This window comes from Burkholderia humptydooensis (assembly GCF_001513745.1).
GTDB lineage: Bacteria > Pseudomonadota > Gammaproteobacteria > Burkholderiales > Burkholderiaceae > Burkholderia > Burkholderia humptydooensis.
This window is the reverse complement of the sequence record NZ_CP013382.1, coordinates 394,921-421,881: the sequence shown is the minus strand read 5'-3', so window position 1 is coordinate 421,881 and position 26,961 is coordinate 394,921. Positions and strand designations below refer to the sequence as shown.

General features: G+C 68.5%; 19 protein-coding genes and 5 pseudogenes. 11 read left to right on the top strand and 13 right to left on the bottom strand.

The genetic code is table 11. From position 1 onward, the window contains the following. Nucleotides 1-138 precede the first annotated feature (138 nt). From AQ610_RS21175 to malR, 5 genes and pseudogenes are all read right to left on the bottom strand, one after another. Nucleotides 139-795 carry a methionine ABC transporter permease gene (locus AQ610_RS21175; RefSeq protein ID WP_006029001.1) on the bottom strand — a complete coding sequence of 219 codons (657 nt, stop codon included), beginning with the start codon at nt 793-795 and terminating at the stop codon, nt 139-141. After that, nucleotides 788-1,972, bottom strand: coding sequence for a methionine ABC transporter ATP-binding protein (locus tag AQ610_RS21170; RefSeq protein WP_009914270.1), 1,185 nt, complete (start codon nt 1,970-1,972; stop codon nt 788-790). The genes AQ610_RS21175 and AQ610_RS21170 overlap by 8 nt, the downstream gene beginning before the upstream one ends. Nucleotides 1,973-1,992: 20 nt before the next feature. Further along, nucleotides 1,993-3,387 carry an LLM class flavin-dependent oxidoreductase gene (locus AQ610_RS21165; RefSeq protein WP_009914269.1) on the bottom strand — a complete coding sequence of 465 codons (1,395 nt, stop codon included), beginning with the start codon at nt 3,385-3,387 and terminating at the stop codon, nt 1,993-1,995. A gap of 17 nt (nt 3,388-3,404) precedes the next feature. Next, the gene (locus AQ610_RS21160; protein WP_006029004.1) at nt 3,405-4,235 is read right to left on the bottom strand and encodes a MetQ/NlpA family ABC transporter substrate-binding protein; all 831 of its coding nucleotides are present in this window, start codon (nt 4,233-4,235) and stop codon (nt 3,405-3,407) included. 253 nt (nt 4,236-4,488) lie between these two features. Beyond that, a pseudogene (gene malR, locus AQ610_RS21155) lies at nt 4,489-4,914 on the bottom strand (LuxR family transcriptional regulator MalR); the annotation flags it as partial. Between malR and AQ610_RS37540 the strand changes: the two are divergent. The 5 genes and pseudogenes from AQ610_RS37540 to AQ610_RS21135 form a co-directional block, all read left to right on the top strand. Next, a pseudogene (locus tag AQ610_RS37540) lies at nt 4,843-5,162 on the top strand (NAD(P)-binding domain-containing protein); the annotation flags it as partial. The pseudogenes malR and AQ610_RS37540 overlap by 72 nt on opposite strands. Continuing rightward, nucleotides 5,159-6,229: an FkbH domain protein gene (locus AQ610_RS21150; RefSeq protein WP_006029006.1), complete on the top strand. Its 1,071-nt coding sequence runs from the start codon at nt 5,159-5,161 to the stop codon at nt 6,227-6,229. The pseudogene AQ610_RS37540 and the gene AQ610_RS21150, both read left to right, overlap by 4 nt. Nucleotides 6,230-6,259: 30 nt before the next feature. Continuing rightward, nucleotides 6,260-6,532: pseudogene (locus AQ610_RS21145) on the top strand (acyl carrier protein); the annotation flags it as partial. After that, a pseudogene (locus AQ610_RS21140) lies at nt 6,520-6,852 on the top strand (fatty acyl-AMP ligase); the annotation flags it as partial. The pseudogenes AQ610_RS21145 and AQ610_RS21140, both read left to right, overlap by 13 nt. Nucleotides 6,853-7,150: 298 nt before the next feature. Continuing rightward, nucleotides 7,151-7,962: pseudogene (locus tag AQ610_RS21135) on the top strand (AEC family transporter). 168 nt (nt 7,963-8,130) lie between these two features. Here AQ610_RS21135 and AQ610_RS21130 read toward each other — a convergent pair. Further along, nucleotides 8,131-8,601, bottom strand: coding sequence for a GNAT family N-acetyltransferase (locus tag AQ610_RS21130; RefSeq protein ID WP_009914260.1), 471 nt, complete (start codon nt 8,599-8,601; stop codon nt 8,131-8,133). A 155-nt stretch (nt 8,602-8,756) separates the two neighbouring features. Between AQ610_RS21130 and AQ610_RS21125 the strand changes: the two genes are divergently transcribed. Continuing rightward, nucleotides 8,757-9,416 (top strand): GntR family transcriptional regulator, encoded by a 660-nt coding sequence (locus AQ610_RS21125; protein ID WP_006029011.1) that lies wholly within the window; start codon nt 8,757-8,759, stop codon nt 9,414-9,416. Beyond that, nucleotides 9,400-10,641, top strand: a complete 1,242-nt coding sequence (locus tag AQ610_RS21120; RefSeq protein WP_006029012.1) for a dicarboxylate/amino acid:cation symporter — start codon at nt 9,400-9,402, stop codon at nt 10,639-10,641. Before AQ610_RS21125 ends, AQ610_RS21120 begins: the two co-directional genes overlap by 17 nt. Before the next feature lie 619 nt (nt 10,642-11,260). Here AQ610_RS21120 and AQ610_RS21115 read toward each other — a convergent pair. The 4 genes from AQ610_RS21115 to AQ610_RS21100 all read right to left on the bottom strand — a co-directional run bounded on the left by AQ610_RS21115 (nt 11,261) and on the right by AQ610_RS21100 (nt 18,185). Further along, complete coding sequence (locus tag AQ610_RS21115) at nt 11,261-12,793, bottom strand: efflux transporter outer membrane subunit (protein ID WP_006029013.1); 1,533 nt, start codon at nt 12,791-12,793, stop codon at nt 11,261-11,263. Nucleotides 12,794-12,803: 10 nt separating this feature from the next. Then, nucleotides 12,804-15,989, bottom strand: a complete 3,186-nt coding sequence (gene ceoB / locus AQ610_RS21110) for a multidrug efflux RND transporter permease subunit CeoB (RefSeq protein WP_006029014.1) — start codon at nt 15,987-15,989, stop codon at nt 12,804-12,806. A 61-nt stretch (nt 15,990-16,050) separates the two neighbouring features. Beyond that, nucleotides 16,051-17,280, bottom strand: a complete 1,230-nt coding sequence (locus AQ610_RS21105; protein ID WP_009914257.1) for an efflux RND transporter periplasmic adaptor subunit — start codon at nt 17,278-17,280, stop codon at nt 16,051-16,053. A 50-nt stretch (nt 17,281-17,330) separates the two neighbouring features. Continuing rightward, nucleotides 17,331-18,185: an alpha/beta hydrolase gene (locus AQ610_RS21100; RefSeq protein ID WP_006029016.1), complete on the bottom strand. Its 855-nt coding sequence runs from the start codon at nt 18,183-18,185 to the stop codon at nt 17,331-17,333. Between the two features lie 188 nt (nt 18,186-18,373). On the opposite strand from AQ610_RS21100, the gene ceoR reads away from it, so the two are divergent. Further along, nucleotides 18,374-19,378, top strand: coding sequence for a putative multidrug efflux transcriptional regulator CeoR (gene ceoR, locus AQ610_RS21095; protein WP_006029017.1), 1,005 nt, complete (start codon nt 18,374-18,376; stop codon nt 19,376-19,378). 387 nt (nt 19,379-19,765) lie between these two features. After that, complete coding sequence (locus AQ610_RS21085; RefSeq protein WP_006029018.1) at nt 19,766-20,056, top strand: DUF4148 domain-containing protein; 291 nt, start codon at nt 19,766-19,768, stop codon at nt 20,054-20,056. A gap of 211 nt (nt 20,057-20,267) precedes the next feature. Here the strand turns inward: AQ610_RS21085 and AQ610_RS21080 are convergent, their stop codons facing one another. Together AQ610_RS21080 and selD are read right to left on the bottom strand one after the other, a co-directional pair. Further along, on the bottom strand, nt 20,268-21,329 hold the full coding sequence (locus tag AQ610_RS21080; protein ID WP_006029019.1) for a purine-nucleoside phosphorylase: 1,062 nt from the start codon (nt 21,327-21,329) through the stop codon (nt 20,268-20,270). A gap of 321 nt (nt 21,330-21,650) precedes the next feature. After that, the gene (gene selD / locus AQ610_RS21075; protein ID WP_009914253.1) at nt 21,651-22,715 is read right to left on the bottom strand and encodes a selenide, water dikinase SelD; all 1,065 of its coding nucleotides are present in this window, start codon (nt 22,713-22,715) and stop codon (nt 21,651-21,653) included. Nucleotides 22,716-22,956: 241 nt separating this feature from the next. Between selD and AQ610_RS21070 the strand changes: the two genes are divergently transcribed. Next, nucleotides 22,957-23,793 carry an EamA family transporter gene (locus tag AQ610_RS21070; RefSeq protein WP_006029021.1) on the top strand — a complete coding sequence of 279 codons (837 nt, stop codon included), beginning with the start codon at nt 22,957-22,959 and terminating at the stop codon, nt 23,791-23,793. A 124-nt stretch (nt 23,794-23,917) separates the two neighbouring features. Here the strand turns inward: AQ610_RS21070 and pdxR are convergent, their stop codons facing one another. Further along, nucleotides 23,918-25,492, bottom strand: a complete 1,575-nt coding sequence (gene pdxR / locus AQ610_RS21065) for a MocR-like pyridoxine biosynthesis transcription factor PdxR (protein ID WP_043283199.1) — start codon at nt 25,490-25,492, stop codon at nt 23,918-23,920. A gap of 141 nt (nt 25,493-25,633) precedes the next feature. Between pdxR and AQ610_RS21060 the strand changes: the two genes are divergently transcribed. Beyond that, on the top strand, nt 25,634-26,917 hold the full coding sequence (locus AQ610_RS21060) for a 4-aminobutyrate--2-oxoglutarate transaminase (RefSeq protein WP_006029023.1): 1,284 nt from the start codon (nt 25,634-25,636) through the stop codon (nt 26,915-26,917). Nucleotides 26,918-26,961: the final 44 nt, after the last annotated feature.

The window sequence follows — 26,961 nt, the reverse complement described above, 5'->3', positions numbered from 1 at the left end:
AGATATGTGTCCGGACAGTGTCGCGGCGGCCGTCGGCAAGGATTTCCCGCATTTCTTACGAAAGGCGGTTCGTTCGGATACCTGCATGTCGACGCGGTGGCGGCGTCTCGGCGCATGCGGCGCATGCGCAGGCCGCGCTCACGCGCGCTTCGCGAGCCGCCGCACGACGCGGTCGCCGGTGAACTGCACGACGGTGACGAGCGCGATCAGGATCACGATCACCGTCGCCATCACCGTCGAATCGAAACGCTGGTAGCCGTAGCGTATCGCGAGATCGCCGAGCCCGCCCGCGCCGACCGCGCCCGCCATCGCTGTCGAGCCGATCAGCGCGACGACCGTGATCGTGAAGCCGCCGACGATCCCCGGCAGCGCCTCCGGCAACAGCACGTGGCGGACGATGTGACGCCGCTTGGCGCCCATCGCCTGCGCGGCCTCGACGAGCCCCTTGTCGACCTCGCGCAGGCTCACCTCGGCAATGCGCGCGAAGAACGGAATCGCCGCGATCGACAGCGGCACGATCGCGGCCCACACGCCGATCGTCGTGCCGATCACGAAGCGCGTGAACGGCAGCAGCGCAACAAGCAGGATGATGAACGGCGTCGAGCGGAACGCATTGACGATCGCGCCGAGCGCCGCGTTCACGCCGCGCCGCTCGTAGATGCCGCCCGGCGCGGTCGTGACGAGCACGAGCGCGAGCGGCACGCCGACGAGCGCGGCAACGAGCGCCGACGCGCCGACCATCCACAGCGTGTCGCGGATCGCGTCCGCGAGTTCGGGAAACCACAGTTCAGACATAGCCGAGCACCTCCACATGATTCGCATGCCGGCGAGCGGCGGCGAGCGCAGCCGCGATCCTGTCCGGGCCGGCCGCGCCGCGCGCGGCGAGCGACGCGGCAATCACGAGCCGCCCCTGCACGCGCCCCTGGATCCTGTCGAGCCCGCCGTGCACGAAATGCACCGCATCGCCGACGTTGCGCGCAAGCGCGCTCGTCAGTGCGCCGAGATCCGGCTCGCCGCCGTCCGCGCCCGTGTAGCGGACGGCGAGCAGCAGTCGCGCGCCGCACGGCAGCGGGGCGGCGCCGTCGAGCGGCCGCACGCGCGTCGCGAGATCGACCGGCAGATCATGGACGAGCGTGCGCAACAGCGCGCGCGTCGCGCCATGCCTCGGATCGCCGAACACGCGCCATACCGGCCCCGTCTCGACCACCTCGCCATGCTCGACGACGGCCACCGTATCGCACACCGCGCGGATCACTTCCATCTCGTGCGTGATCAGCACGATCGTGAGCCCGAGCCGCCGATTGATGTCGGCGAGCAACGCGAGGATCGACTGCGACGTCTGCGGATCGAGCGCGGATGTCGCTTCGTCGCACAACAGCAGATCCGGATCGTGGACGAGCGCGCGCGCGATGCCGACGCGCTGCTTCTGCCCGCCCGACAGGCTCGCCGGATACGCGTCGCGTTTCGCGGCCAGGCCGACGAGATCGAGCAGCGCGTCGACCTTGCGCGCACGCTCGGCCTTCGGCACGCCGGCGATCTTCAGCGGCAGCGCGATGTTGTCGGCGACGGTCTTCGCGGACAGCAGGTTGAAATGCTGGAACACCATGCCGATCCGGCGCCGCAGCGCGACGAGCCCGCGCTCGTCGAGCGCGCCGACGTCGACGCCGTTCACGCGCACCGCGCCCGACGTCGGCCGCTCGAGCCCGTTGACGAGCCGCAACAGCGTCGACTTGCCCGCGCCGCTGCGGCCGATCACGCCGAACACGCCGCCGCGCGCGATGTCGAGCGTCACTTCGCGCAGCGCGGCCGACGGGCCGCGCGGACCGTCGAACACCTTGCTCGCCAGCTCGAACGACACCGCCGCGCCCATCGCCGAAGCGGCGGCCGCCGCGTCGCGCGCAGCGGGCGCGGTCTCGCGCGGCGCGGTGGCCGAGCGTTCGATGAAACTGGGGGAATCGAGTAGCTGCGCCATCGCGTCGCCTCGTCGCTTCGTCACACTTTCCCGGTTTCGCTCGCACCGTCGAACCGGTGCCGAGCGCCCGCATGCCAGCCGGGCAGCCGCCCGTCTGCGCCGAACAGCTTCGCGCGCAGCGTCGGCGCGCAATCGTAGTCCTCCTTGTAGAGGCCGCGGTTCTGCAACTCCGGCACGATCCGGTCGACGAAATCGACGAACGATTCGGGCATCACCGTGCGCGTCACGTTGAAGCCGTCGACGCCCGTTTCGTCGACCCACGCGGCGAGCTCGTCCGCGACTTGCGACGGCGAGCCGACGACCGGGTGATAGCGGCCGCCGATCGACATCTGGTCGAGAACGCGCCGCACGGTCCACGCGCCCGACGTGCTCTTCTTCGAGATCGCGTCGACGGCCGACTGGATCGAATCGGTCTTCACGTGCGCGATCGGCTCGTCGAGGCCGAAGCGCGAGAAATCGATGCCGGTCGAGCTCGCGAAGTGCGCGAGCCCCGCTTCCGGGTTCGCATGGCGCCGGTATTCGTCGAACTTCTCGCGCGCCGCCCGCTCGTTCTCGTCCGTGACGACCGTGATGCCCGCGAAGATCCTGATCGACGCCGGATCGCGGCCGATCCGCGCGGCGGCCGCGCGAACGTCGGCCACCGCCAGGCGCGCGGCGGCCTTGCTCTGGCCATTCACGAACACGCATTCGGCGTGCTTCGCGGCGAACTCGACGCCGCGCGCCGACGATCCGGCCTGATACAGCACCGGCGTGCGCTGCGGCGAAGGCTCGCTCAGATGAATCGCGTCGATCGAGTAATACGGGCCGTCGTGGCGCACGCGGCGCACCTTGTCGGGCCGCGCGAACACGCGCGCATCGCGGTCGCGGATCACCGCGTCGTCGTCCCAGCTCCGTTCCCACAGCTTGTAGACGACGTCCATGTAGTCGTCCGCGCGCGCGTAGCGGTCGTCGTGCTCGATCTGCTTCGCGAGGCCCATGCCGCGCGCGGCGCTGTCGAGGTAGCCGGTCACGATGTTCCAGCCGACGCGGCCTTTCGTCAGGTGATCGAGCGTCGACATCCGTCGCGCGAACAGATACGGCGGCTCGTACGTGAGGTTCGCGGTCACGCCGAAGCCGAGATGCCGCGTCACCTGCGCCATCGCCGGCACAAGCAGCAGCGGATCGTTGACGGGCACCTGCACCGATTCGCGCAGCGCGACATCGGGGCCGCCGCCGTACACGTCGTAGACGCCGACGATGTCGGCGAGAAAGATCCCGTCGAACTTGCCGCGCTCGAGCGTGCGCGCGAGATCGGCCCAGTAGTCGAGATCGGTGTACTGCGCGGAGCGGTCGCGCGGATGCGTCCACAAGCCATGATTGATATGGCCGACGCAATTCATGTTGAACGCGTTCAGCAGGATCTTTTTCTTCGCCATCGCGCGCGCCTCCTGCCTCACCAGGCGACCGCGTACAGCGAGCCGAACGCGTTGTCGAGCGCTTTCCTGACCGCCGGCGAATGCTGATAGATCGCAATGAACCGGCGGATGCGCGGATCGTTCACGCGCTCCGGCCTCACGACCCATTGCAGTGCGAACAGCTTGTTCTCGAGCCCGTCGAACAGCAGCGCGCCGTTCGGGTCGGCCGTGCCGGCGAGCTTGATGAAGCTCGGATAGCCTTGCGCGAGATCGACGTCGTCGAGCGAGCGCGCGAGTTGCGATGCCTCGAGCGGCAGGATCTTCAGATGCTTTGGATTCGACACGATGTCGCGCGTCGTCGCGCGGTAATCGGCGCCCGGCTTCAGCTTGATCAAGCCCGCGCGCTGCAGCAGCAACAGACCGCGCCCGCCGTTGACGGGATCGTTCGCGATCGCGACCGTCGCGCCGTCCTTCAGTTGATCGAAGCTTTTGACCTTCTTCGAATAGAGGCCGATCTTCATGATCGTGCCCGGCGCGATCGCGACGAAATCATAGTGTCCCTGCTTCTTCGCGTTCTCGAGGAACGGGATGTGCTGAAAATAATTGACGTCGATGTCCTTGTTCGCGAGGGCCGCGTTCGGCGTGTTCCAGTCGGTGAACTCGATGATCTTCACGTCGAGGCCCTGCGCCTTCGCCTCCTTCGCGGCCACCTTCAGCGCGTCGATCTGCGGGCTCGTCGCGATGCCGACCTTCAGCGGCCCGGAATCGGCATGCGCGAGCGGCGCGGCGAGCGCGGCGCTCGCGAATGCGGCGGCCGCAACGCGCGAAGCGTGCCTGACGACACGCGCGAGAAAAAGGCGAGACGACATAGGAGAAACTCTCTTCAGGATGCCGGAACGAACACGGCCGGCGGGCGGGCGAAGCCGCCTGCGCTTGCGCGACGGCGCGGCTGCTTCGTTTCGAAATGAACTGCGATCGATGATAGGGCTGGCCGGCAGGGGTGGTCTACGAAGCGATTTCGCAAAGTAAATCGCGCGGGGCGATATAGCGCGGAGCGCGCTGCGCAGCGACTGGATGGCGCAACAGCGCGATGCCGCGCGCATGCGCTCAGCGGGCGCGCGCTCAGATCAAGCCGCGCGCCGATGCCATGACGACCGCCTGCGCCCGGTTGTTCGCGCCGATCTTGCGCGCGGCGTTCGACAGATGGAACACGATCGTGCGCTCCGAAATGCCGAGAATCTTCGAGATTTCCCAGGCCGTCTTGCCGCGCCCCGCCCATTGCAGCGATTCGCGCTCGCGCGCGGTCAGGTCGCACGAGCCCTGCCGTCTCAGCCGGCAGTCGAGCAGTTCCTGCATCGCCGCGTGCACGAAGCCCGCGAGCAGTTGCGACAGGCTCAGCAGCCGCAGTATGTCGCTCGCGTCGTGCTCGAAGGGATCGTCGGTTGCCATGCTGAGCATGCTGATCGCGCCGCTGCGATCATGAACGGGGCAACTGAGCCCGTAGACGAGGCCGTACGACTTCGCTTCGTCGCGCATGAGCTTCGCGCGGCCATGCGCGAGCTCGCCGCGCGCGTGCTCGATCAGATCGACAGCGGCGACTTCTCCGCGTATCTGAAGGCGCATGCGGCGAACGCTACGCATCGCTCGACGAAGCGCGCCGCGCGGCGCTGAAGCGCCCGCACAACGTCGCGCATGCGCACGTGCGCGCGGCGTTCCGGTTCCCAACCGAGGCCGCGGGCGGGCTCTACGAGGCGCCGCCCGCAGCCGCCGACGCCGAGCCGGAGGCCGCGCGATGAGCGCCGGGCGTCTCTACGTCGGCGCGACGTTCACCGCATCGCCGCTCGACCCGCTGCTGCGCGCGCGGGGCTTCGGCGACGTCGCGTTCACGCGCTACAACCAGTTGCTGCAAGCGCTGCTCGCGCCCGATCCGCAGCACGTGGACGACGCAGCGCTGCTGCTCGTGCGGCTCGCCGATTTCGTGCGGCACGAAGCAAGCGACCGCACGCAATCGCTAGACGCGCTCGCCGCGCTGCTTGCGCAACGCGCGCAGGCGTGGCTCGACGCGCTCGCGTCGTTCGCCGCCGGCCGCTCGACGCCGCCGCGCGTCGTCGTGCTGCCGTCGCCCGCGCTCGACGCGCGCGGCGCGGCGCTCGCCCGCTTCTTCGAGCGCCTGCAACTGCGCATCGCAAGCATCCCGTTCGACGACAAAACCGCCCTCGCGAAAAGCGCACGCCTGAGCCACACGGCCGCGACGTTCCATCTGAGCGGTCGCCCGCTTCTCGAAGCCGATCTGCTCGACGCGACTTCGCACGACGCGGCGGGGCTCGCGCTGACCGTCGCCGACCGCTTCGGCCAATACGGCTGCAGCGGCTTCGCGCTCGTGCGCGTCGATGCCGGGCTGCCCATCCTCGCCGATTTCGTGCTGAGCTGCACGGTGCTCGGCAAGCAGGTCGAGCACGGCGTGCTGCTCGCGCTCGCTCAGGCGGCGCAACGCGCCGCGTTGCCGGCCGTCGCGCTCGACTACGCACGCAACGACGTCAACCAGCCGGCCGTCGACTTCGTCGACGCGATCGCCGCGCAGGCAGGCGTCGCCATCGACCGAAGCGGCCCGCGCGCGCGGCTGCGCATCGCGCCGCAAGCGCTCGCCGAGGCCGTGCTCGCATGTGCGAAAGCGCCGCAAGCGCTCGCGGCGGCCGCGCAGGCGCTCGATCTGTGGAGCAAGGACGTGAGCCTGCCGCCCGTCGAGCCCGGCGACTTCGTCGCGCTGCTGAACGCGGGCGGCTATGCGTCGTCGATGAGCTCGAACCACTGCCTGCGTGGGCAGTTCCGCGAGCTCGCGCTGTTCGGCGCCGCGCCGCACTGATCCCAACCTCAACGACAAGGAGCCCCCAGCGTGTCCTCGCTTTCACGACAATTGAGCGCTCTCGGCAGCCGGATCTTTACGAGCGCGCCGTTCGGCCCCGGCGTGTCGATGCAGAATCTCGCCGAATGGTCGTCGCTCGCGCATGTCCAGTTGCTCGGCAGGGTCGCCGCCGGACTCGGCGTCGACATCGACATCGAAGAAGCCTATCGGCTCGACAGCTTCGAGCGGCTGCTGCAGTACATCGAGCGGCAGCGCTGGCCGGGCGGCGGCGCGCCGGCCGCATCCGCAACGTCGAGCGCGGCGAGCAGGCGGGCGGCGGCGTCGTGCTCGAGGCGATCGGCCGGTTCGATCTCGCGGCGCTCGCGCCGGAAATCGGCCGCGAAGCGTGGGACGCGTGCCAGTTGACGCTGAGCGGCGTGATCCGCGTGAAGAAAGGCGAGATTCATACGATATCGAGCGGCAAGATCCAGCGCGCGACCTGCGCGAAGATGCTCGCGGACGGCGCGTTCACGATCGAGGACGCGTCTCTGCACGACGCCGCGCAAGCGTGGCTCGCGCCGGTGGTCGAACGGTGCGAGAGAGCCTGCCGCGAGCCGTCGGGAGACACTCGGGCGGTTGCCTGAGCGTGCGGGGTGGCTTGGTGCGACGCGCCGTCGGGCGAACGACGCACGGACGTCGGCACGGCAAATCATGCCGCACTTTATGCCGCACACCGCACCGCCAATCGCAGCCGAGCCTCACCCGCCTCCTCGCATCGCGCGCCCTGCCGGTTTATAGTCCGGCGGGGCGCACGCCACGCGAACGCACGCTGTGCGCGCACGGTGCGTCGCATCCGTCCCGGTCCCGCGCCGATTTTCGACATCAATCCGCACGGGCGGCCCGCCGGGCCGCTCTGCATCCGATGCGTTCAAACACCGATCGATGGCTTCGTTGATTCTCGTTCTCGCCTGCCTCGTCACGGGCGCCGCGCTCGCGCGGAGCAAGCGCCTGCCGGACAACTTCCCGGCCAGCCTCAATTACTTCGTGATCCAGATTTCATTGCCCGCGCTCGTGCTGCAGCACCTGCACAAGATTGCGTTCGGCGCGGACGTGCTGCTGCGTCTCGACAAGGCGACGGTCGGCTGCCTCACGCTCGTCTGCGGCACGAGCAACACGTCGATCGTCGGCGTGCCGGTCGTGCAGGCGCTGATCGGGAGCGCCGCGGTCGGCCACGCGCTCGTCGTCGACCAGGCGAACTTCATCGTGATGTGCACGGCGGGCCTCGTCGCCGCCGACGTGTATGCGGGCAGCGCGACGAGCTGGCGCGGCGTCGCGCGGCAGCTTGCCGGCTACCGGCCGATTCAGGCGATGGCGCTTGCGCTGCTGCTGCGGCCGGTGCCATTTCCGACCGTCGTCGAGGATGTGCTGGCCGCGCTCGGCGCAACCCTCACGCCGATCGCGATGATCTCGGTGGGCGCGAGCTTCTGCGTGCGCCACGCGCGCGACGCCGCGCGCGCAATTTTCTGGTCGGCATCGGCTTCAAGCTGCTCGTCGTGCCGGCAATCGTGCTCGCGTGCGGGCTCTACGTGTTCTCGCAGCGGGGCGTGCCGCTCACCGTCGCGCTCGTGCAGGCGACGATGCCGCCGATGATCATCGCGGGGCTCATCGCGATCGACAAGAAACTCGATCCGCCGCTCGCGGGCGCGCTGATGACGCTGGGCGTGCCGGCGTCGATCGCCGCCGCGTGGCTATAGCGCGGCGTGCTGCCTTATTGAAGGACGGCACGAAACGGCCGTTTTATTTGTTTCGCAACACGAACTATTTCTACGCGCCGCAACCGGAGCGAAGGATGCATCGCCCCGTCGATCGAACGCCCAAATACGAACATCCAAATGCGCGGCGCGCCGGCGCTCGCGCAACCGTCATGCGTTGTCGGGCAACAGGCGATGCATTTCATAGAACACCATGTCGGCGCGCGCCGCGATCGCCAGCGGCACGCCGAACGTGGCGAAGCCGAGCGATTCGTAGAAGCCGCGCGCCGAATCGCGCGCGGTGCACCAGACGACCTTTCCGTTCTGCCGCTGCGCGTGCTCGATGCACGCATGCATCAGCCGCGTGCCGACGCCCTGCCCTTGCATGAACGGCTCGACGGCCACGCCGCGCAGCCGCCATGCGCCGTCCGCCGGAAAATCGCGGAACGGCTGCCGGCAGATCGTCGCGACAGCGACGATCCCGTCCAACGTCCGGGCCGCGAGATGAAGCGTCGCGTCGTGGTCGTCGCACGGAAAGCGGCTTGCATTCTCGTCCCCATCCAGCAGGATTCGGGCCCTGAGCGGCAACACGGACGCAACCGGGACGGTCACGATGGAATACGACTGTTGATCGACGCACATCGGCTGTTTACGAAAAAATTGATTGACTCATTCTAAATCCGTGAAAGATTTCGATCGCGAAAAAATATTTGTTGTTCGCCCCCGCCAATACGGTTAATCTAAATAAATGCTGCTCGCGTCATTAAATTCAAGCAAGCAATCTGCGATCACAGATAATGGAGAAAATCTCGTCCGATACGGGAAGCGCCTATGACGAGATCCGCTCGCGGATCTTCGACGGCCGGTTGTCGCCCGGGCAGAAAATCTCTCACCGGGGCCTCGCGCACGAACTGGGCGTCGGGCAGATGCCGGTGCGCAGCGCGCTGCAATTGCTCGCGTCGGAAGGGCTCGTCAACATCGTCGACAAGAGCGGCACCTTCGTCAACGAGCCGACGCGCGACGATCTGCGCGAAATCTACGAGTTGCGGCTCGCGCTCGAAAGCACCGCCGCGTATCTCGCGGCGCGCGGCGGCGCAACGGAGCGCCTGTCGCGCTCGCACACGCAGATGCGCAGGCTCGTCGACGAAAACATCGCCGACATCATGACCGAGCAGAAAATCGGCTGGGTCTTTCATGACGAAATATTCAAGGCGGCGCGCAACGACCGGCTATTTACGACATACAAGCTGCTGCGCGCGCAAACGCACGCGCTGAATGAACTGCCGCGCAGCGATTTCGCGACGGTCAGGCGCGGCACGCTCGAACATTTGGAGATTTACGCGGCCATCGACGCACGGGACGCGGAAACGGCGCGACGCCGGATGTGGAATCACGTGATCGACGGTACTCCGGACAGAATCCGATTAATTCGAGCTCAATATGACACTGGCCAATAAAAAAATCCCGTTGCCGCTACAGATGATCCTCGGCCTCGCGCTCGGCGTGGTTTTCGGCCTGCTCGCGCCCGCCGCGAGCCGCGACCTGGCCTTCATTTCGACGCTGTTCGGCCACGCGATCAAGATGGTCGTGCTGCCGCTGATCCTGCTGTCGGTTACGCTCGGCGCATTCCGCGCGGGCACGCAGCGCGGCCGGCTCGGCAAGACGGCCGCGTTCAGCCTCGTGTTCTTCGTGCTGATGACGGTGATCGCCGCGTCGCTCGGCCTCGCGCTCAACTGGCTGTTCAGGCCCGGCATCGGCGCGAGCCACGCGCAAACGGCCGCGATGCCGGCGAATCTCGCAAGCGGCATCGACTGGATGAAGTTCCTGACCGACATGATCCCGTCGAACATCGTCGGCGCGCTCGCGGCCGGCAATTCGCTGCCGGTGCTCGTGTTCGGCGTGCTGCTCGGCTGCGCGCTCGCCGCGGTCGAAAACCGCGCGGCGCCGTTCGTCGCCGTCTGCGAATCGATGCTCGCCGCGTTCTTCAAGATGACCGAGTGGGTCGTGTCGCTGTCTCCCATTGCGATCTTTGCTGCGATTGCAGTATTGCTGTCGTCGAAGGGGCTTGCCGCAATGACGCCGCTCGCGAAGCTGCTCGGCATTGCGTATCTCGGCATGGCGGTCCTCGCCGCGTGGCTCACGCTGATCGTCAAGCTCGCCGGCCAATCGCCGCGCGCGGTCGTGCGCAAGGTGAGCGAGCCGCTGATCCTCGGCTTCACGACGCGCTCGTCCGAAATCACGTTCCCCGTGCATCTGAAGAAGCTCACGGAGATGGGCGTGCCGTCGTCGGTTGCGTCGACCGTGCTGCCGCTGTCGTACATCTTCAATCGCGAAGGCGCGGTGCTCTATACGGTGCTCGCGGTCTGCTATCTCGCCGACGCCTATCAGCTCGCGTGGAGCTGGCCGCTGATGATCACGATCGCAGTCCTGACGATCATCACGATCGACGGCGCCGCGAACGTGCCGTCGGGCGCGGTCGTCGCGATCACGGTGATCCTCGCCGCGATCGGGCTGCCTGCCGATGCGGTGCTGCTGATTCTCGGCGTCGACGCGTTCTTCGACATGGGCCGCACCGCGCTGAACGTCTACGCGAGCACTGTCGCGACGACGCTCGCGAGCCGCGTGTCCGGCGTCGCGCCCGAAGTCGCGGATGCCGTGACGGCGCACGCGTCGCGCGTTTGACGTGCGTTTGACAACAGTTTTTTGCAGGAAGATTTTTTTGCGAGCGTGACGCTCGGCGGTTCGGGAGGTGCGGCACGCCGTGCGTGCAGAAGCACGCACGGCGTGCCGCCTCGCATGACACCGCTCGCGCGATTGTAGTTCCGTCTGCGAGTATTTCTGGCCCTCGGATGCAGGCGGTTACGCAGTCCCTGTCGCCCTACGCTGGGACTGCGCTTTTTATTGTCGACCAGCGGCGCAACGAGACGGTGGTGCGCCATCTCATGCGCCGCTGCCAAGTGTAAGTCGAGGCCGCTGCGCACGAAACAAAAATCGCGCGATAGCATGTACTCCAGGCCGATTCCGGCACGCATGCCGCCTGCGCGTCGCCGATGCGAAGCGGCGGCCGCGTGCCCCGCGCATCCATCGCGAATGCCGCCCGTCACGCGACGGGCGCTGCATGCGTGCGCCCGTCGCGTCCGCGCGGCTCTCAGGCTCTCAGGCTCTCAGGCTCTCAGGCTCCGATTCTCTCATTCCCCGGCTCGCCGGCTCTCGAACGTCCTCGCGCTAGCGCACGCGATTCCGCCGACACCCGGGGCTCGCTCGCGTACGCCGTCGGCATGCCCGAAGGCACGCCGCATGCTCAACGCGCCGCGACGTCCTGCTTGCGCGAATCGCGCGAGCCGAGCGCCACGTCGCTCCCCCAGCCGCCGCCGAGCGCCCGAATCAGGTTGACCGTCGACACCGCCTGCGTGCCCGTCAACTGGTTCGATTGCAATTGCGATTCGAGCACCGAGCGCTCGCTGTCGATCACGTCGAGATAGCTGACCGCGCCTTCCTGATACTGCGTGCGCGACAGCGTCGCCGCGCGCCGCGACGCGTTGACCGCGTCGCTCTGCGCACGGATCTGATCGTCGAGCAGACGCAGATCGGCGAGGTTGTCCTCGACTTCGCGGAACGCGACGAGCACCTGCTGCCGATAGTTCGCGACTTCCTCGTCATACTTCGCGCGCGCCTGCGCGACGCCCGCGCTGCGGCGCCCGCCGTCGAAGATCGGCAGCGTGAGCGCCGTGCCCGCGAACGGCCCGAGCAGGAACGTGCGGCTCGACCACAGGAACAGATTGCCGAGCGTCGCTGCTTCATAGCCGAACGAACCCGTGATGTCGAGCTTCGGGAAGTACGCGGACTTCGCCAGGCCGACGCGCGCGTTCGCGGCCATCATCGCGCGCTCGGCCGCCGCGATGTCCGGCCGCCGTTCGAGCAATGCCGACGGCAGCCCCGCCGGCACGCGCACCGCGACCGGCACGATCGGCGTCTCCTTGAACGCGAAATCCGCGGGCGCCTTGCCAAGCAGGATCGCTAGCGCATGCTCGGACGCGGCGCGCCGCCGCGCGACGCCGACCGCATCCGCCTGCGCGGTCGCGAGTTCGTTCTTCGCGCGCGACACGTCGAGCTCGCTGATGTCGCCTTCGCTGAAGCGGCGCTGCACGAGCTTCAGCGCTTCCCCGCGCAACTCGACGGTGCGGCGGTACAGATCCTGGTCCGAATCGAGCCGGCGCAGCTCGAAATAGTTCTGCGCGACGTCCGCCTGCAAGGCGAGCTGCACCGAGCGGAACAGCGCCTGGCTCTGCGCTTCGTCCGCGCGCGACGCTTCGACGTTGCGGCCGACGCGCCCGAACAGGTCCGCCTCGTACGACACGGTGCCCTGCGCGCGCCAGAGCGTCGCCGTGGTCGGGCCGCTGCCCTGGGGCTGAAACTGCGACGCGGACGACAGGCCCTCGCGCGTCGGCCCGAAGCCCGCGCCCACTTGCGGGAACCACTGCGAGCGCGCGGCGCGGGTCGCCGCGCGCGCCTGCTCGACGCGCGCCGCCGCGGCCTTCAGGTTCTGGTTCGCGGCGAGCGCCTGTTCCTCGAGCGCGTCGAGCGCGGGGTCGCCGAATACCCGCCACCATTCGCCGCGATGCGCTTCGTCGGCGGGCTCGGCCGCCTTCCAGGTGCCGGCCTGCTCGCCCGGCGAGAGCGCCGGCGCTTCCTTGAACGCGGCGGGCGTCGCGACGTCCGGCCGCTTGTAGTCGGGCCCGACCGCGCACGCGGCGAGCAGCGCGACGAGCAGCCCGCTCGCCGCCGCGATCTTCGCGACGCGCGCGATGCGTTCGTTGATGTTGGTCTCGTTCATCTTTCTATCCTCAAGCGTCCGGAGCCGGCACGCCGTAGCCCGCCGAATCCTTCTGCGCGACGTGAATCTTGCCGCCCGCGAGCGTGCGCAGCACCACATAGAACACCGGCGTCAGCATCAGGCCGAACAGCGTCACGCCCAGCATCCCGAAGAACACCGCGACGCCCATCGCATGCCGCATCTCCGCGCCCGCGCCGGTCGACAGCACGAGCGGCACGACGCCCATGATGAACGCGATCGACGTCATCAGGATCGGGCGCAGCCGCAGCCGGCTCGCCTCGACGGCCGCCTCGAACGGCGTCTTGCCGTCATGCTCGAGCTCGCGCGCGAACTCGACGATCAGGATCGCGTTCTTCGCGGACAGCCCCACCAGCACCATCAGGCCGATCTGCGTGAAGATGTTGTTGTCGCCCTGCGTGAGCCACACGCCCGTGAGCGCCGACAGAATGCTCATCGGCACGATCAGGATCACCGCGAGCGGCAGCGTGAGGCTCTCGTACAGCGCGGCGAGCACGAGGAACACGAGCAGCACGCTGATCGGGAACACCCAGAACGCCGAATCGCCCGCGAGGATCTGCTGATACGTCAGGTCGGTCCATTCGAACTTCACGCCGCGCGGCAGCGTCTGCGCCGCGATCCGCTCGACGGCCGCCTGCGCCTGGCCCGACGAGAAGCCGGGCGCGGGCCCGCCGTTCACGTCGGCCGCCGTGTACGCGTTGTAGCGCACGACCATCTCGGGGCCGAACGTCGGCGACACCGTGACGAGCGACGACAACGGCACCATCTCGCCCGCCGCGTTGCGCGTCTTCAACTGCAGGATGTCGTCCGCGCGCTGGCGGAACGGCGCATCCGCCTGCACGCGCACCTGGTACACGCGGCCGAAGCGGTTGAAGTCGTTCACGTACAGCGAGCCGAGATAGATCTGCATCGTGTCGAACACGTCGGTCACGTTCACGCCGAGCTGCTTCGCCTTCACGCGGTCGAGATCGACGTTCAACTGAGGCACGTTGATCTGGTAGCTCGTGAACAGCGGCCCGAGCTCGGGCGCCTGCTGCGCGCGCTTGATGAAGTCGTTCGTCGCGTCCGCGAGCCGCGCGTAGCCAACCGCGCCGCGATCCTCGATCTGCATCTTGAAGCCGCCCAGCGTGCCGAGGCCCAGCACGGGCGGCGGCGGGAACACCGCGACGAACGAATCCTTGATCGCCGCGTACTGCTGGTTCAGCGCGCCCGCGATCGCGCCCGCCGACAATGCCTTGCCGTGACGCTGATCGAACGGCTTCAACGTGACGAACACGATGCCCGCGCTCGAGCTGTTCGTGAAGCCGTTCACCGACAGCCCCGGGAACGCGACCGCGCTCTCGACGCCCGGCTGCTTCAGCGCGATCGCGCCCATGTCGCGGATCACCTTCTCGGTGCGGTCGAGCGACGCGCCGTTCGGCAGTTGCGCGAACGCGATCAGATACTCCTTGTCCTGCGCGGGCACGAAGCCGCCCGGCACGATCCGCGACACCATCACGGTCGCGCCGACGAGCACGAGATACACGCCGAGCATCACCGCCTTTCTCGACAGCACGCCGCGCACGCCGCGCCCATAGTTCTCCGCGCCGCGGTGGAACACCTTGTTGAAGCCGCGGAAGAATCCGCCGAGCACGCGATTCATCGCGCGCGTGAGCCAATCCTCCTTGTCGCCGTGGCCCTTGAGCAGGATCGCGGACAGCGCGGGCGACAGCGTCAGCGAGTTGAACGCCGAGATCACCGTCGAGATCGCGATCGTCATCGCGAACTGCTTGTAGAACTGGCCCGTCAAGCCCGACATGAACGCGAGCGGCACGAACACGGCGACGAGCGTGAGCGCGATCGCGATGATCGGCCCGCTCACTTCCTGCATCGCCTTGTAGGTGGCGGCCTGCGCGGTGAGTCCGTTCTCGATGTTCCGCTCGACGTTCTCGACGACGACGATCGCATCGTCGACGACGATCCCGATCGCAAGCACCATCCCGAACAGCGACAGCGCATTGATCGAATAGCCGAACAGCAGCAGCAGCGAGAACGTGCCGACGATCGACACCGGCACCGCGATCAGCGGAATGATCGATGCGCGCCACGTCTGCAGGAACACGATCACGACGATCACGACGAGCGCGATCGCCTCGAGCAGCGTGTGCACGACTGCCTTGATCGACGAGCGCACGAACTGCGTCGGGTCATAGACGATCTTGTAGTCGACGCCCGCCGGGAAGTCCTGCTTGAGCTCGGCCATCGTCTTGCGCACTTCGTCGGAGATCGCGAGCGAGTTCGCGCCCGGCGACTGGTTGATCGCCATCGCGACGGCCGGCTTGTTGTCGAGCAGCGAGCGCAGCCCGTACTCGGACGCGTCGAGCTCGATCCGCGCGATGTCGCGCAGGTGCGTGACGCCGCCGTCCGGCGCGGTCTTCACGACGATGTCGCCGAACTCCTCTTCGTTCTGCAAGCGCCCGCGCGCATTCACCGAGAGCTGCAGCGGCGTGCCCGGCAGCGTCGGCGACGCGCCGATCACGCCGGCAGCGACCTGCACGTTCTGCTCGCGGATCGCGCGCACGACGTCGTCGGCCGTCAGGTTGCGCTGCGCGACCTTCTGCGGATCGAGCCACACGCGCATCGCGTAGTCGCCCGCGCCCCAGAGCTGCACCTGGCCGACGCCCTGGATGCGCGACAGGCGATCCTTCACGTTGATGAGCGCGTAGTTGCGCAGATACGTCATGTCGTAGCTGTCGTTCGGCGAGATCAGGTGCACGACCATCGTCAGCGTCGGCGAGCTCTTGACCGTCGTGATCCCGAGCCGCTGCACGTCTTCCGGCAGGCGCGGCAGCGCCTGGTTCACGCGGTTCTGCACGAGTTGCGTGGCCTTGTCCGGATCGGTGCCGAGCTTGAACGTGACGGTGATCGTCATGTTGCCGTCGCTGTTCGCCTGCGACTGCATGTACAGCATGTCCTCGACGCCGTTGATCTGCTCCTCGAGCGGCGACGCGACCGTCTCGGCGATCACCTTCGGGTTCGCGCCAGGGTACTGCGCCTTGACGATCACGGACGGCGGCACGACTTCCGGATACTCGGAAATCGGCAGCAGGAACATCGCGATCATCCCGGCGAGCAGGATGACGACCGACAGCACCCCTGCGAAGATCGGTCGATCGATGAAGAATTTCGATATGTTCATGGAAGGCTCTATCTGATTGGGCGCGCTGGCGCGGCGGGCGCTCCGAGGAAGCGTCCGGGCGTCACGCGCGCGCGTTGCCTTGAGCGGCCTGCGCACGCTGCACGCCGCCCGCGACAGGCGTCGCGGCGGCAGCGTCGTCGCCGCCCGTCATCGGCACGAGATGCGGCTTCACCTGCTCGCCCGGCCGCACGCGCTGCGTGCCGTTCACGACGATCCGGTCGCCCGCCGCCAGGCCGCCCGCGATCACGCGCTGGTTGCCGTGCTGCGCGCCGAGCTGCACTTCGCGATACGACACGCGGCCCTGCTGGTCGACGACGAACACGAACTTCTTGTCCTGGTCGGTGTTGATCGCCGCGTCGTCGATGAGGAGCGCCGGATGCGGCGCGCTGCCGCCCACCTTCACGCGCGCGTAGAGGCCGGGGACGAGCGCGCCGTCCTGATTGTCGAAGCGCGCGCGCACGCGGATCGTGCCGGACGACGTGTCGAGCCGGTTGTCGACCGAATCGATCACGCCCTGCCGCGAATAGCCGCTCTCGTTCGCGAGGCCGAGCTCGACAGGCACCTTGCGGCCGTCCTTCGCGCCGCCGATGTATTGCAGGTAGGTCTGCTCGTCCGCGTCGAACGACGCGTAGATCGGCGACACCGACACGAGCGTCGTGAGCGGCGCGGCCGACGCGCCCGCCGACACGACGTTGCCGAGCGTGATCTCCGCGCGCGACACGCGGCCCGACACGGGGGCCGTGATCCGCGTGTAGCCGAGGTTGATCCGCGCGGTCTCGAGCGCGGCGTCGGCCGCCTTCAGGTTCGCCGACGCCTCGCGCGCGGCGTTCTGCTTCTCGTCGTAGTCGCGCTTGGCGATCGCGTTGTCGCCGATCAGGCGCTGCGCGCGCTGCCAGTCGCTCTGCGCGTAGCCGTTGCGGGCCTGCGCGGCGGCGAGCTGCGCGGCCGCGCGATCGACTTCGGCCTGATACGGACGCGGATCGATCACGAACAGCACGTCGCCCTTCTTCACGAGCGCGCCGTCCTTGAAGTTCACCGACACGATCGTGCCGGACACGAGCGGACGCACGTCGACCTTCTCGACCGCCTCGAGGCGTCCCGAGTAGGACTGCCAGTCGGTGATCGTCTTCGACAGCACAGTCGCGACGTCGACCTCCGGCAGCGGCGCCGCCGATTTCTCCGGCGCGCTCGCGTTCACGCGGATCGCGCCGAACGTGCCGAGGCCCGCGATGACGACGACCGCGAGCGCCGCGGCCGCGATCCGCGAACGGGAAGTACGCAAGATAGCCATGAAAAAAACCCCCAAGTTGTCGGTTGTTCTGGATTCGGATGAAAACGGCTTCAGCCCGGCAAACCCGCGCTGAAGCGGAACTGGAAGAATCGCGCCACCTCTTCGAGCGCGCTCGCGTGGTCGGCGAGCGCCGCGTGCGACACGTCCCGGTAGCGGACCACCTGCGTCGGCACGCCCGCGTCGATCAGGCAGCTCGCGTATTTCTCGGCCTCGACATGCAGCACGTCGTTCTGCGCGGTGGCGACGAGCGTCGGCGGCAGCCCCGCGAGGCGCACCGATTCGAGCGGCGCCGCGTACGGATGCATCCGCTGCGACGGCTGCGGCAGGTATGCGCGGTAGCACGCGGCGCACTCCTGCGCGGTCGTGTCGGACGACACGAGACGCGCCGCGTCGGCGAGCCGCGTGAGGCTCGGGTCGAGCATCGGGCCGATCAGCGCCTGCGCGGCAATGCGGATCTCGCCGCGGTCGCGCGCGATGAACGCGAGGCAGTTCGCGAGCTGGCCGCCTGCGTCGTGCCCCGCCACGCCGATCTTGCGCGGATTGCCGCCGAACGCGCGCGCGCGCGCCTCGGCCCAGCGCGCCGCGCAATACGCGTCTTCCGGCGCGGCCGGAAACGGATGCCGCGGCGCGAGCGAATAATCGACCGACACGACGAGCGCCGGCACGTGCTCGGCGAGATGGCGCGCGGCGCGATCGGCGTCGTCGAGCGCGCCGCGCACGAAGCCGCCGCCGTGGAAATAAAGCACGACCGGCAGCGAGGACTTGTCGGGGCGCCGATACAGACGCAGCGCGATGTCCTGCGCGTAGCCGCCGATCACGACGTCCGACACCGCGAGCGCCGGCCGCACGCGTGCGCTTTCGGCGCTCGTGCCCGTGATTTGGCGGCGGAAATCGAATGCATCCATGACGTGTATTGCGCAGCGTCGCGCGTCCATTGCGAGATGGATCGCATTCTGGGTCCGGCAGACATCGGGATAAATGCCTATAATCCGGCAACACAATTCACGTCCTCTGAACAATCATCGGCTGCGTCGCCTTCATCGGTGTCGCGGCCTGCATCTGTTCGGGGTGCAAATATCGCGGAGGTAGAGTAATGGACCGGCTGCAGGCCATGCAGGTGTTTACGCGCGTCGTCGATACGAACAGCTTTACCAAAGCGGCCGAGACGCTCGGGCTGCCGCGCGCGTCGGTGACGACGATCATCCAGAATCTAGAGGCTTTCCTCGGCGTGCGGCTGATGCACCGGACGACGCGCCGGCTGTCGCTCACGCCCGACGGCGCCGCGTACTACGAGCGCTGCGTGCGGATTCTCGCGGACGTCGAGGAAACCGAGGCGAGCTTCCAGGTCAACAACCGAAAGCCGCACGGCAAGCTGCGGGTCGACATGCCGGGCTCGATCGGACGCCTGATCGTGATCCCTTCTCTGTGCGAATTCCATTCGCGCTACCCGGATATCGACCTGCAGATCGGCCTGACGGACCGGCCGGTCGATCTGCTGCAGGAAGGCGTCGACTGCGTGATCCGCGTCGGCGCGCTGCAGGATTCGTCGCTCGTCGCGCGCCGGGTCGGGCTGTTCGAGGGCACGACGGTCGCGTCGCCCGCGTATCTCGAGAAGTACGGCGAGCCGCAGACGATCGAGGCGCTCGCGCAGCACAAGGCCGTCAACTACTTCTCGAGCCGCACCGGGCGCACGATCGACTGGGCGTTCCTGATCGACGGCAAGGAAGTCGAGGTGAAGATGAACGGCCTCGTATCGGTCAACGACGCGGATGCATACGTGACTTGCGGGATCGAAGGCTTCGGGCTGATCCAGCCGCCGCTCTTCATGGTGCTGCCGCACCTGCGCAACGGCACGCTGAAAGAGGTGCTGCCGGGCCACAAGCCGCTGCCGATGCCGATTTCGGTCGTCTATCCGCACAGCCGGCATCTGTCGCCGAAGGTGCGCGTGTTCGTCGACTGGGTCGCCGAGATCTTCGAGCGCTGCCCGCTGCTGAGCGGCCGCAAGGGGCTCGATGCGGCGTGCAGCAAGCGCACGTTCGAGGAAGCCGAGCGCGCGCCGTCGCTCGACACGCCGGTGTTGAACGAGTGGGTGGCTTGAGCGGCGAGTCGCGTGGGCGAATGCGCGCGCCGGCACCGCGCGCGCTCGTCAATTCATCATATGTTTGCGTGGCCGGCAAACAGCTTGCAAGAAGTGCGTCCAATTGAAAACGCGCCGATCGGCCGTCATCACCCATCGAACGCCTCGCCGCTTCGCGTGAATGATCCGCGGCGCGGCTATCCGATCGAAACGCACGCGCGACACGGCACGTCGTCGCATGCCGTCGCGTACTCAAAAAACTCCTGCCGACGTCACGGACTCCGATTGTTCCATCCTCGCGACAATTCAATTCGCGGCATCGCCATTTATCGCCGCGGCGCACGCTTCTAAAGTACAGCCTGTCGCGCACCGCTTCCACGTGCGCATCGAATCGACAGGAGTCACATCATGAAACGCAGCAGTCTTCTCGCCGCCGCCTTCGCGCTCGCCGTTGCCGCGCCGACATTCGCGGACGGCGGGATCGGCCCTGCGGGCAGCTACGGCGACACGTCGTGGCACGGTCACGGCATCCGCACGCGCGCCGAAGTCCGCGCGGAACTCGAACAGGCGCAACGCGACGGCACGCTCGCCGCGCTGCGCAAGTCGATGTCGTACGCGCCGCCCGGCGCCGAACTTGTCGCGCAACGCCCGTACCGCCCGGACCCCGACGCGAACCAGCTCGCGGGCGCGGGCCGGTAAACGCGACGCGCCGCGCATCGCAACCGATGCGCGGCGCGTCGTCCTGCATGCAGCCGCTTCATTCGTCAGCGTGAGATCACGATCATGAACAGCCCGATTCCATCACAGCTCGATCACTGGGACGACAGCACGCCCGTCTGGAAACCGTTCCGCTCGAGCTCGCCGTCGCGCTGACCGGCGCTGATGGCGCGCGTCGCGCGCGCCGCATTCGTCAGCGGCGCGGCACGCCGTCCTTCCATTCGCTCCAGTGCGTGACGATGTCCTGCACGAGCGGATTGCCCGCGCGATACAGGTTCTCGGTCGCGAGCGGGAAGCCGCCCTGGTCCGCGTAGTTCAGCAGATTGTCGGCGCTCGTCTGGCCTTGATACGGGCGATCGAAGTCCGAGCCGGTGCGCAGCACCGCGACGCGGCTCAGGTCGACGCGGTTCACGCCCGCCGCGCGCTTGAGCGCTTCGAACGTCGCGTTGTCTTCCTGCGCGGTCATGCAGTACGTGCCCTTGTTGTCGGTGAGGATTTTCGTCCACTGGCGCGCGCGCTCGCCGAGCAGCGTGCCGGAAAACCACGTGTTGCCCGACGACGTGTCGCAGCGGGTCACGACGGGCGGCTGGTTCGCGGGCGCGTAGTTGAACTTCGCCCGCGCGGCCTGCGCCTGCGCGCTGTCGGCGAGCTGCACGTTGCGCGACAGCGCATACGCGGCGTCCGCGAGCTTGCCGTTCAACTGGAACACTTCGGTGCGGTAGTCGAGCGGCGGCTTGTCGTTCGGGCTCTTCGTGTTGATGCCGAGATAGCCGCCGTTCCAGCCCGCGGGAATCTCGCGCGCGTCGAGTTCCCATTGCAGGCCGAAATCGACGAGGTACTTCGCCCACGCGGCGGTGCCGAGCGTGCCGCGCGCCGGATCGACGCCCGCGATGCCCGAGATCAGGAAGTACGTCTGCCGCAGATCGAAGCGGCGCGAGAACGTGAGCGCCATGATCGTCGACGCGGCGTTCGCATAGCCCATGCCCGTCGTGACGACGCACACGTCCTGCCTGTTGCAATGCACGTCCGGGTAGTCGGGCGACAGGCCGGGCACCGCGACGCTCTTCCACGGGCCGAGACGATCGAGCCACGCCTGGCCCTCCGGGCCGAACATCGAGATGATCATCACCTTCACCGGGCGGCCCTGGGCACCGGCTTCGGCGAATGCGTCGCCGTTGTTCTGCGCAACGGACGGCGCCGTCGCGCACGCGGCAAGCGAAAACACGGCGGCGGAAAGTATCGAGCGAGTCAGCATTAGCGTTCCTTATTAAAAATGAGTTCGATGAGAACGGCATTCGAGACTGCGCGAGCAGTATAAAGGAGGTCAATATCCGGACGTGAGCGAAAGCGGCGGCGTATGCGGATACGGCAGCGGCGGCAGTCATGTCGCCACCGCGAGCCGATGCGGGTGGCGAAAGCCGGCCGCCTCGCGCCCGTCCTGAGCGCGTGGCCGCTCGCGCCGTCGCCGATGCATCTCGTCTACGCGCAGGACCGTCGCCGACGGCCAAGCTGCGCAGCGCGATCGATTTCCTGCTGGCGAAATTCGGCGAACGCGACAAACGCTGACGCGCGCGCGTCAGCTCACGTCGACGCGCGCCGGCCCGTCGGCCATTTCGCCGATCACCGCTGCGCGATCGAAGCCGTCGCCGGCGAAGCAGGCGAGCACTTCATCGACCGCGTCGGGCGCGCACGCGACGAGCAGCCCGCCCGATGTCTGCGGGTCGGTCAGCAGCGCCTGCGCGACCGCGGGCAGGCCGTCGCCCAGGCGCACGTCGTGACCATACGCGGCCCAGTTGCGGCCGGACGCGCCGGTGAACACGCCGTCGGCCGCGAACGCCTCGACGCCCGCGAGCCACGGCAGCGCGCCGTAGCGCACGCGCGCGGTCAGCCCCGCGCCGCGCGCAAGCTCGAGGGTGTGGCCGAGCAGGCCGAAGCCCGTCACATCGGTCAGCGCATGCACGCCAGGCAGCGCGGCGAGCGCCGTGCCCGGCCGATTGAGCTTCGTTGTCGTCGCGATCATCTGCGCGTAGCCTTGCGCGTCGAGCCGGTCCTTCTTCAACGCGGCGGACAGCACGCCGACGCCGAGCGGCTTGCCGAGCACGAGCACGTCGCCCGCGCGCGCGGCCGCGTTGCGCTTCACGCGCGCCGGATGGACGACGCCAAGCGCCGCGAGCCCGTAGATCGGCTCGACCGAATCGATCGAATGGCCGCCCGCCACCGGGATGCCCGCGTCCGCGCACACCGCCTCGCCGCCGCGCAGCACCGCGGCGATCGTCTCGTGCGGCAGCACGTTGATCGGCATGCCGACGAGCGCGAGCGCGAGGATCGGCTTGCCGCCCATCGCGTAGACGTCGGACAGCGCGTTCGTCGCGGCGATGCGGCCGAAGTCGAACGGATCGTCGACGATCGGCATGAAGAAATCGGTGGTCGCGACGATCGCCTGCTCGTCGTTCAGGCGGTAGACGGCCGCGTCGTCGGACGTCTCGGTGCCTACGAGCAGATCGGGAAAGAGCGCGGGCGGCGCATTGCGCCTGAGCAGCTCCGACAGCACGCCGGGCGCGATCTTGCAGCCGCAGCCGCCGCCGTGCGACAGGCTCGTGAGGCGCGGCGGCGCCGCGTCGGTTTGCTTGGTCTCGGTCATCACCAAATCCGATAAAAGACAGAACGCTCTATTATCGACAATCCGGCGCGCAGTTGCGCGCGAGCCGGCCGTGCGCCCGCCGCGCGCCCGCTGTGCTCATTTTCCGGGCGACACACGGCGCGGCATGCGACATGAGACAAGACGCGCGCCCCGCGCGAGCCGACGCGAAATCGCAAACGCGACGATAATCGTGCGCTTCGCCATCCCGGCCCGCCGCTGTCGGCCGCCTGCACACGCGTCGATGGATCAACTGTTCGTCCTGCTCGTCCTGTTCTCCGCGCTGCTGCACGCGGTATGGAACGCGCTCCTGCACGTGAGCGAAGACCGCGTCGCGCAGCTCGGCACGATGTCGGTGCCGTATCTGCTCGCCGGCGCGGCGCTCGCGCTCGCGCTGCCGCTGCCGCCCGCCGTCGCGTGGCCGTACATCGCGGCGTCGGCGCTCCTCGAGCTCGGCTATTGCGTCGCGCTGCTGCGCGCGTACCGCAGCGGCGAGTTCAGCCAGATCTATCCGATCGCGCGCGGCCTGTCGCCGCTCGTCGTCTGCGCGCTGGCGCTCGTCGTGCTCGGCGAAAAGCCGACGCCGTTCGCGCTCGCCGGCATCGCGTTCGTGTCGCTCGGCATCGTGTCGCTCGCGTTCAAGCGCGGCTTGCGCTTTTCCGGCGAAAGCGTGCCGTACGCGATCGTCACAGGCCTCTTCATCGCCGCGTACTCGGTCGTCGACGGCCGCGGCGTGCGGCTCGCCGGCAACCCGCTCGCATACGTCGCATGGGTGTACCTGCTGTGGAACGTGCCGCAGTTCGCGCTGATCTGCCGGCTGCGCGGCGGCGTGCGCGCGCTCGCCGGCTCGCGCGCCGCCGTGTCGCGCGGGCTCGTCGCCGGCACGCTGTCGCTTGCCGCGTATGCGATCGCGATCGTCGCGTACCGGCACCTGCCGGTGGCGACCGTGTCCGCGCTGCGCGAGACGAGCTCGATCTTCGCGGTCGCGATCGGCTGGCTCGCGCTGCGCGAGCGGCCCAACGCGCGGCGGCTCGCCGCGTGCGCGCTCGTCGTCGCGGGCGCGATGCTGATCCGGATCTGACGCAAACGCCGGCTTTGCGCGGAATCGGCCGGTTCGCGGGTTCGGCCGGCGCGGGGTTTGCCGACGCGGCGCGTGCAACGCGCGCCGCCCCCACCGGCCCCCGCCGCCCCGCTACGCGCCTGCGTCAAGCCGCCGCCGTCGCCGCCGCGCGCCCGAACACCACGTCGTCGATCGCCTGCGACAGCGTGTCGAACGCGCGCGCGATCTCGTCCTCCGGCACGCACGCGTAGCCAAGCAGCAGCCCCGACGCCGCGCGCGTCGCATCCGCGTAATAGCCGGACAGCGCGCGCACGACGATGTCCCGCTCGAGCGCCGCGCGCGCGACCGCGCGGTCGTCGGCGCCGTCCGGCAGCCGCATCACGAGATGCAGCCCGGCATCGCCGCCGACGGCCGGCAGCGCGTTGCCGTAGCGGCGCGCGAGCGCGTCGAGCAGCGTCTGCCGGCGCTGCCCGTACAGCGTGCGCATCTTGCGGATGTGCGACACGAAATGCCCTTCCGCGATGAACTCGGCGAGCACCGCCTGCTGCAACAGTTGCCCCTCGCGGTACAACTCGGCGCTCGCGGTCGCGAAGCTTTCGGCGAGCGGCTCCGGCGCGACCAGATAGCCGACCCGCAGCCCCGGAAACAGCGTCTTGCTGAAGCTGCCGACGTAGATCACCTGCCCGGCCGTGTCGAGCCCCTGCAGCGACGCGAGCGGCCGGCTGCCGTAGCGGAACTCGCTGTCGTAGTCGTCTTCGATGATCCACGCGCCATGCTGGCGCGCGTATTCGAGCAGCATCCGCCGGCGCGCGAGGCTCATCACCATCCCGAGCGGATACTGATGCGACGGCGTGACGAGCATCAGCTTCGGCGGCGCCGCGAAATCGGCGGCCGCGGGCGCGATCCCTTCCTCGTCGACGGGAATCGGCCGCGTCGTCAGGCCCGACACGTGCATCACGCTGCGCACGCCCCAATAGCACGGGTCTTCGGTCCAGATCACGTCGCCCGGATCGGTCAGCAGGCGCACCGCGAGATCGATCGACTGATGAATGCCCGTCGTCACGATGATCTGCCCGGGCGCGCAGCGCACCGAGCGCGACGTGCGCAGATAATCGGCGAGCGCCTCGCGCAGCGGCGCGAGGCCGCCGCCCGGCGCATAGGTCAGCAGCTCGGGGCGCAGCCGCCGCCAGTACTTGTTGTGCAGCCGCGTCCACACACGCGCCGGAAAGCGCGACACGTCTGGCACGCCCGGCATGAACGCGCCGCCCTGCCGCTTCGACACGCCCGCGCCGCCGACGAGGCGCGCGCCGCGCGCGGACAGCGAACGGGGCGCGAAGCCGGCCTCGGAAGCAGGGTCGGATTCCACGCCGGCCGCCGCCCCGGCGGTCGACGCCGCCACGCCGCGCGCACCCGGCGGCGATTCGGCCGGCGCGCCGACGATTTCGTCCGGCGCGCTGTCCGCGACGAACGTGCCGCGCCCCGTCGCCGAGCTCACGTAGCCTTCGAGCGCGAGCTGCTCGTAGACCTGCGTGACGGTGTTGCGCGCGATCCCGAGCTCCGCCGCGAGCAGCCGCGACGACGGCACGCGCGCGCCCGCCGGCAGTTCGCGGGTCAGGATCGCCTGCTGCAGCAGCCGGTGCAATTGGCGGTAGATCGGCTGCGCGCCGCCGCCGCGCACGATCCGCTGCGCCAGCCAGTCCGACAGCACGCTCACCCGCATAATTGGCTCCTACATATTTATTAAAATGGCTCTGATTTTCAGAGCCAAGTTTGATTATAGTCGTTTCAACGCGCACGCCGGACGACGTGCCCGCCAGCGGCCGTCGCCGCCGGCGCATCCGAACCCCGAGGAGAGACGACTGTGAACAATGCCGATCTGCACGCCCGCAAGAACGCCGCGACGCCGCGTGGCGTCGGCGTGATGTGCGATTTCTACGCCGCGCGCGCCGAGAACGCCGAGCTGTGGGACGTCGAGGGCCGCCGCTTCATCGATTTCGCGGCCGGCATCGCGGTCCTGAACACGGGCCATCGCCATCCGAAGATCGTGAAGGCGATCGCCGGGCAGCTCGAGCAGTTCACGCACACCGCCTATCAGATCGTGCCTTACGCGTCGTACGTCGAGCTCGCCGAGAAGATCAACGCGCGCGCGCCGATCGCGCAGCCGAAGAAGACCGCGTTCTTCACGACGGGCGCGGAAGCCGTCGAGAACGCGGTGAAGATCGCGCGCGCCTACACCGGCCGGCCGGGCGTGATCGCGTTCGCGGGCGGCTTCCACGGCCGCACGATGATGGGCATGGCGCTCACGGGCAAGGTCGCGCCGTACAAGATCGGCTTCGGCCCGTTCCCGGGCGACGTGTTCCACGCGCCGTATCCGAACGCGCTGCGCGGCGTGTCGAGCGCCGATTCGATCGCCGCCGTCGAGACGCTGTTCAAGGCCGACATCGATCCGAAGCGCGTCGCCGCGATTATCTTCGAGCCGGTGCAGGGCGAAGGCGGCTTCAACCCGGCGCCCGCCGAGTTCGTCTGCGCGCTGCGCAAGCTGTGCGACGCGCACGGCATCCTCCTCATCGCCGACGAAGTGCAGACGGGCTTTGCGCGCACGGGCAAGCTGTTCGCGATGGAGCACTACGACGCGCGCGCCGATCTGATGACGATCGCGAAGAGCCTCGCGGGCGGGATGCCGCTGTCGGGCGTCGTCGGCCGCGCGGACGTGATGGACGCGGCCGCGCCGGGCGGCCTGGGCGGCACGTACGCGGGCAATCCGCTCGCCGTCGCCGCCGCGCACGCGGTGCTCGACGTGATCGACGAGGAGAAGCTCGCCGAGCGCGCGAACGCGCTCGGCGACAAGCTCAAGGCGAAGCTCGCGGCATTGCGCGCCGACGTGCCGCAGATCGCCGACGTGCGCGGCCCGGGCGCGATGGTCGCCGCGGAATTCGTCGATCCGGACACGCGCGCGTCCGACGCCGCGTTCACGAAGCGCGTGCAGACGCTCGCGCTCGAACGCGGGCTGCTGCTGCTCATCTGCGGCGTCGACGCGAACGTGATACGGTTCCTCTTTCCTCTCACCATCCAGGATGCCGTGTTCGACGAAGCGCTCGGCATTCTCGAGAGCGTGCTGAAGGAAGCGGTGGGCGTGCCCGCCTGAGTCTTTCGCCGCCCGCGCGCGTCGCGGCCCCCGCCGCGTCGCGC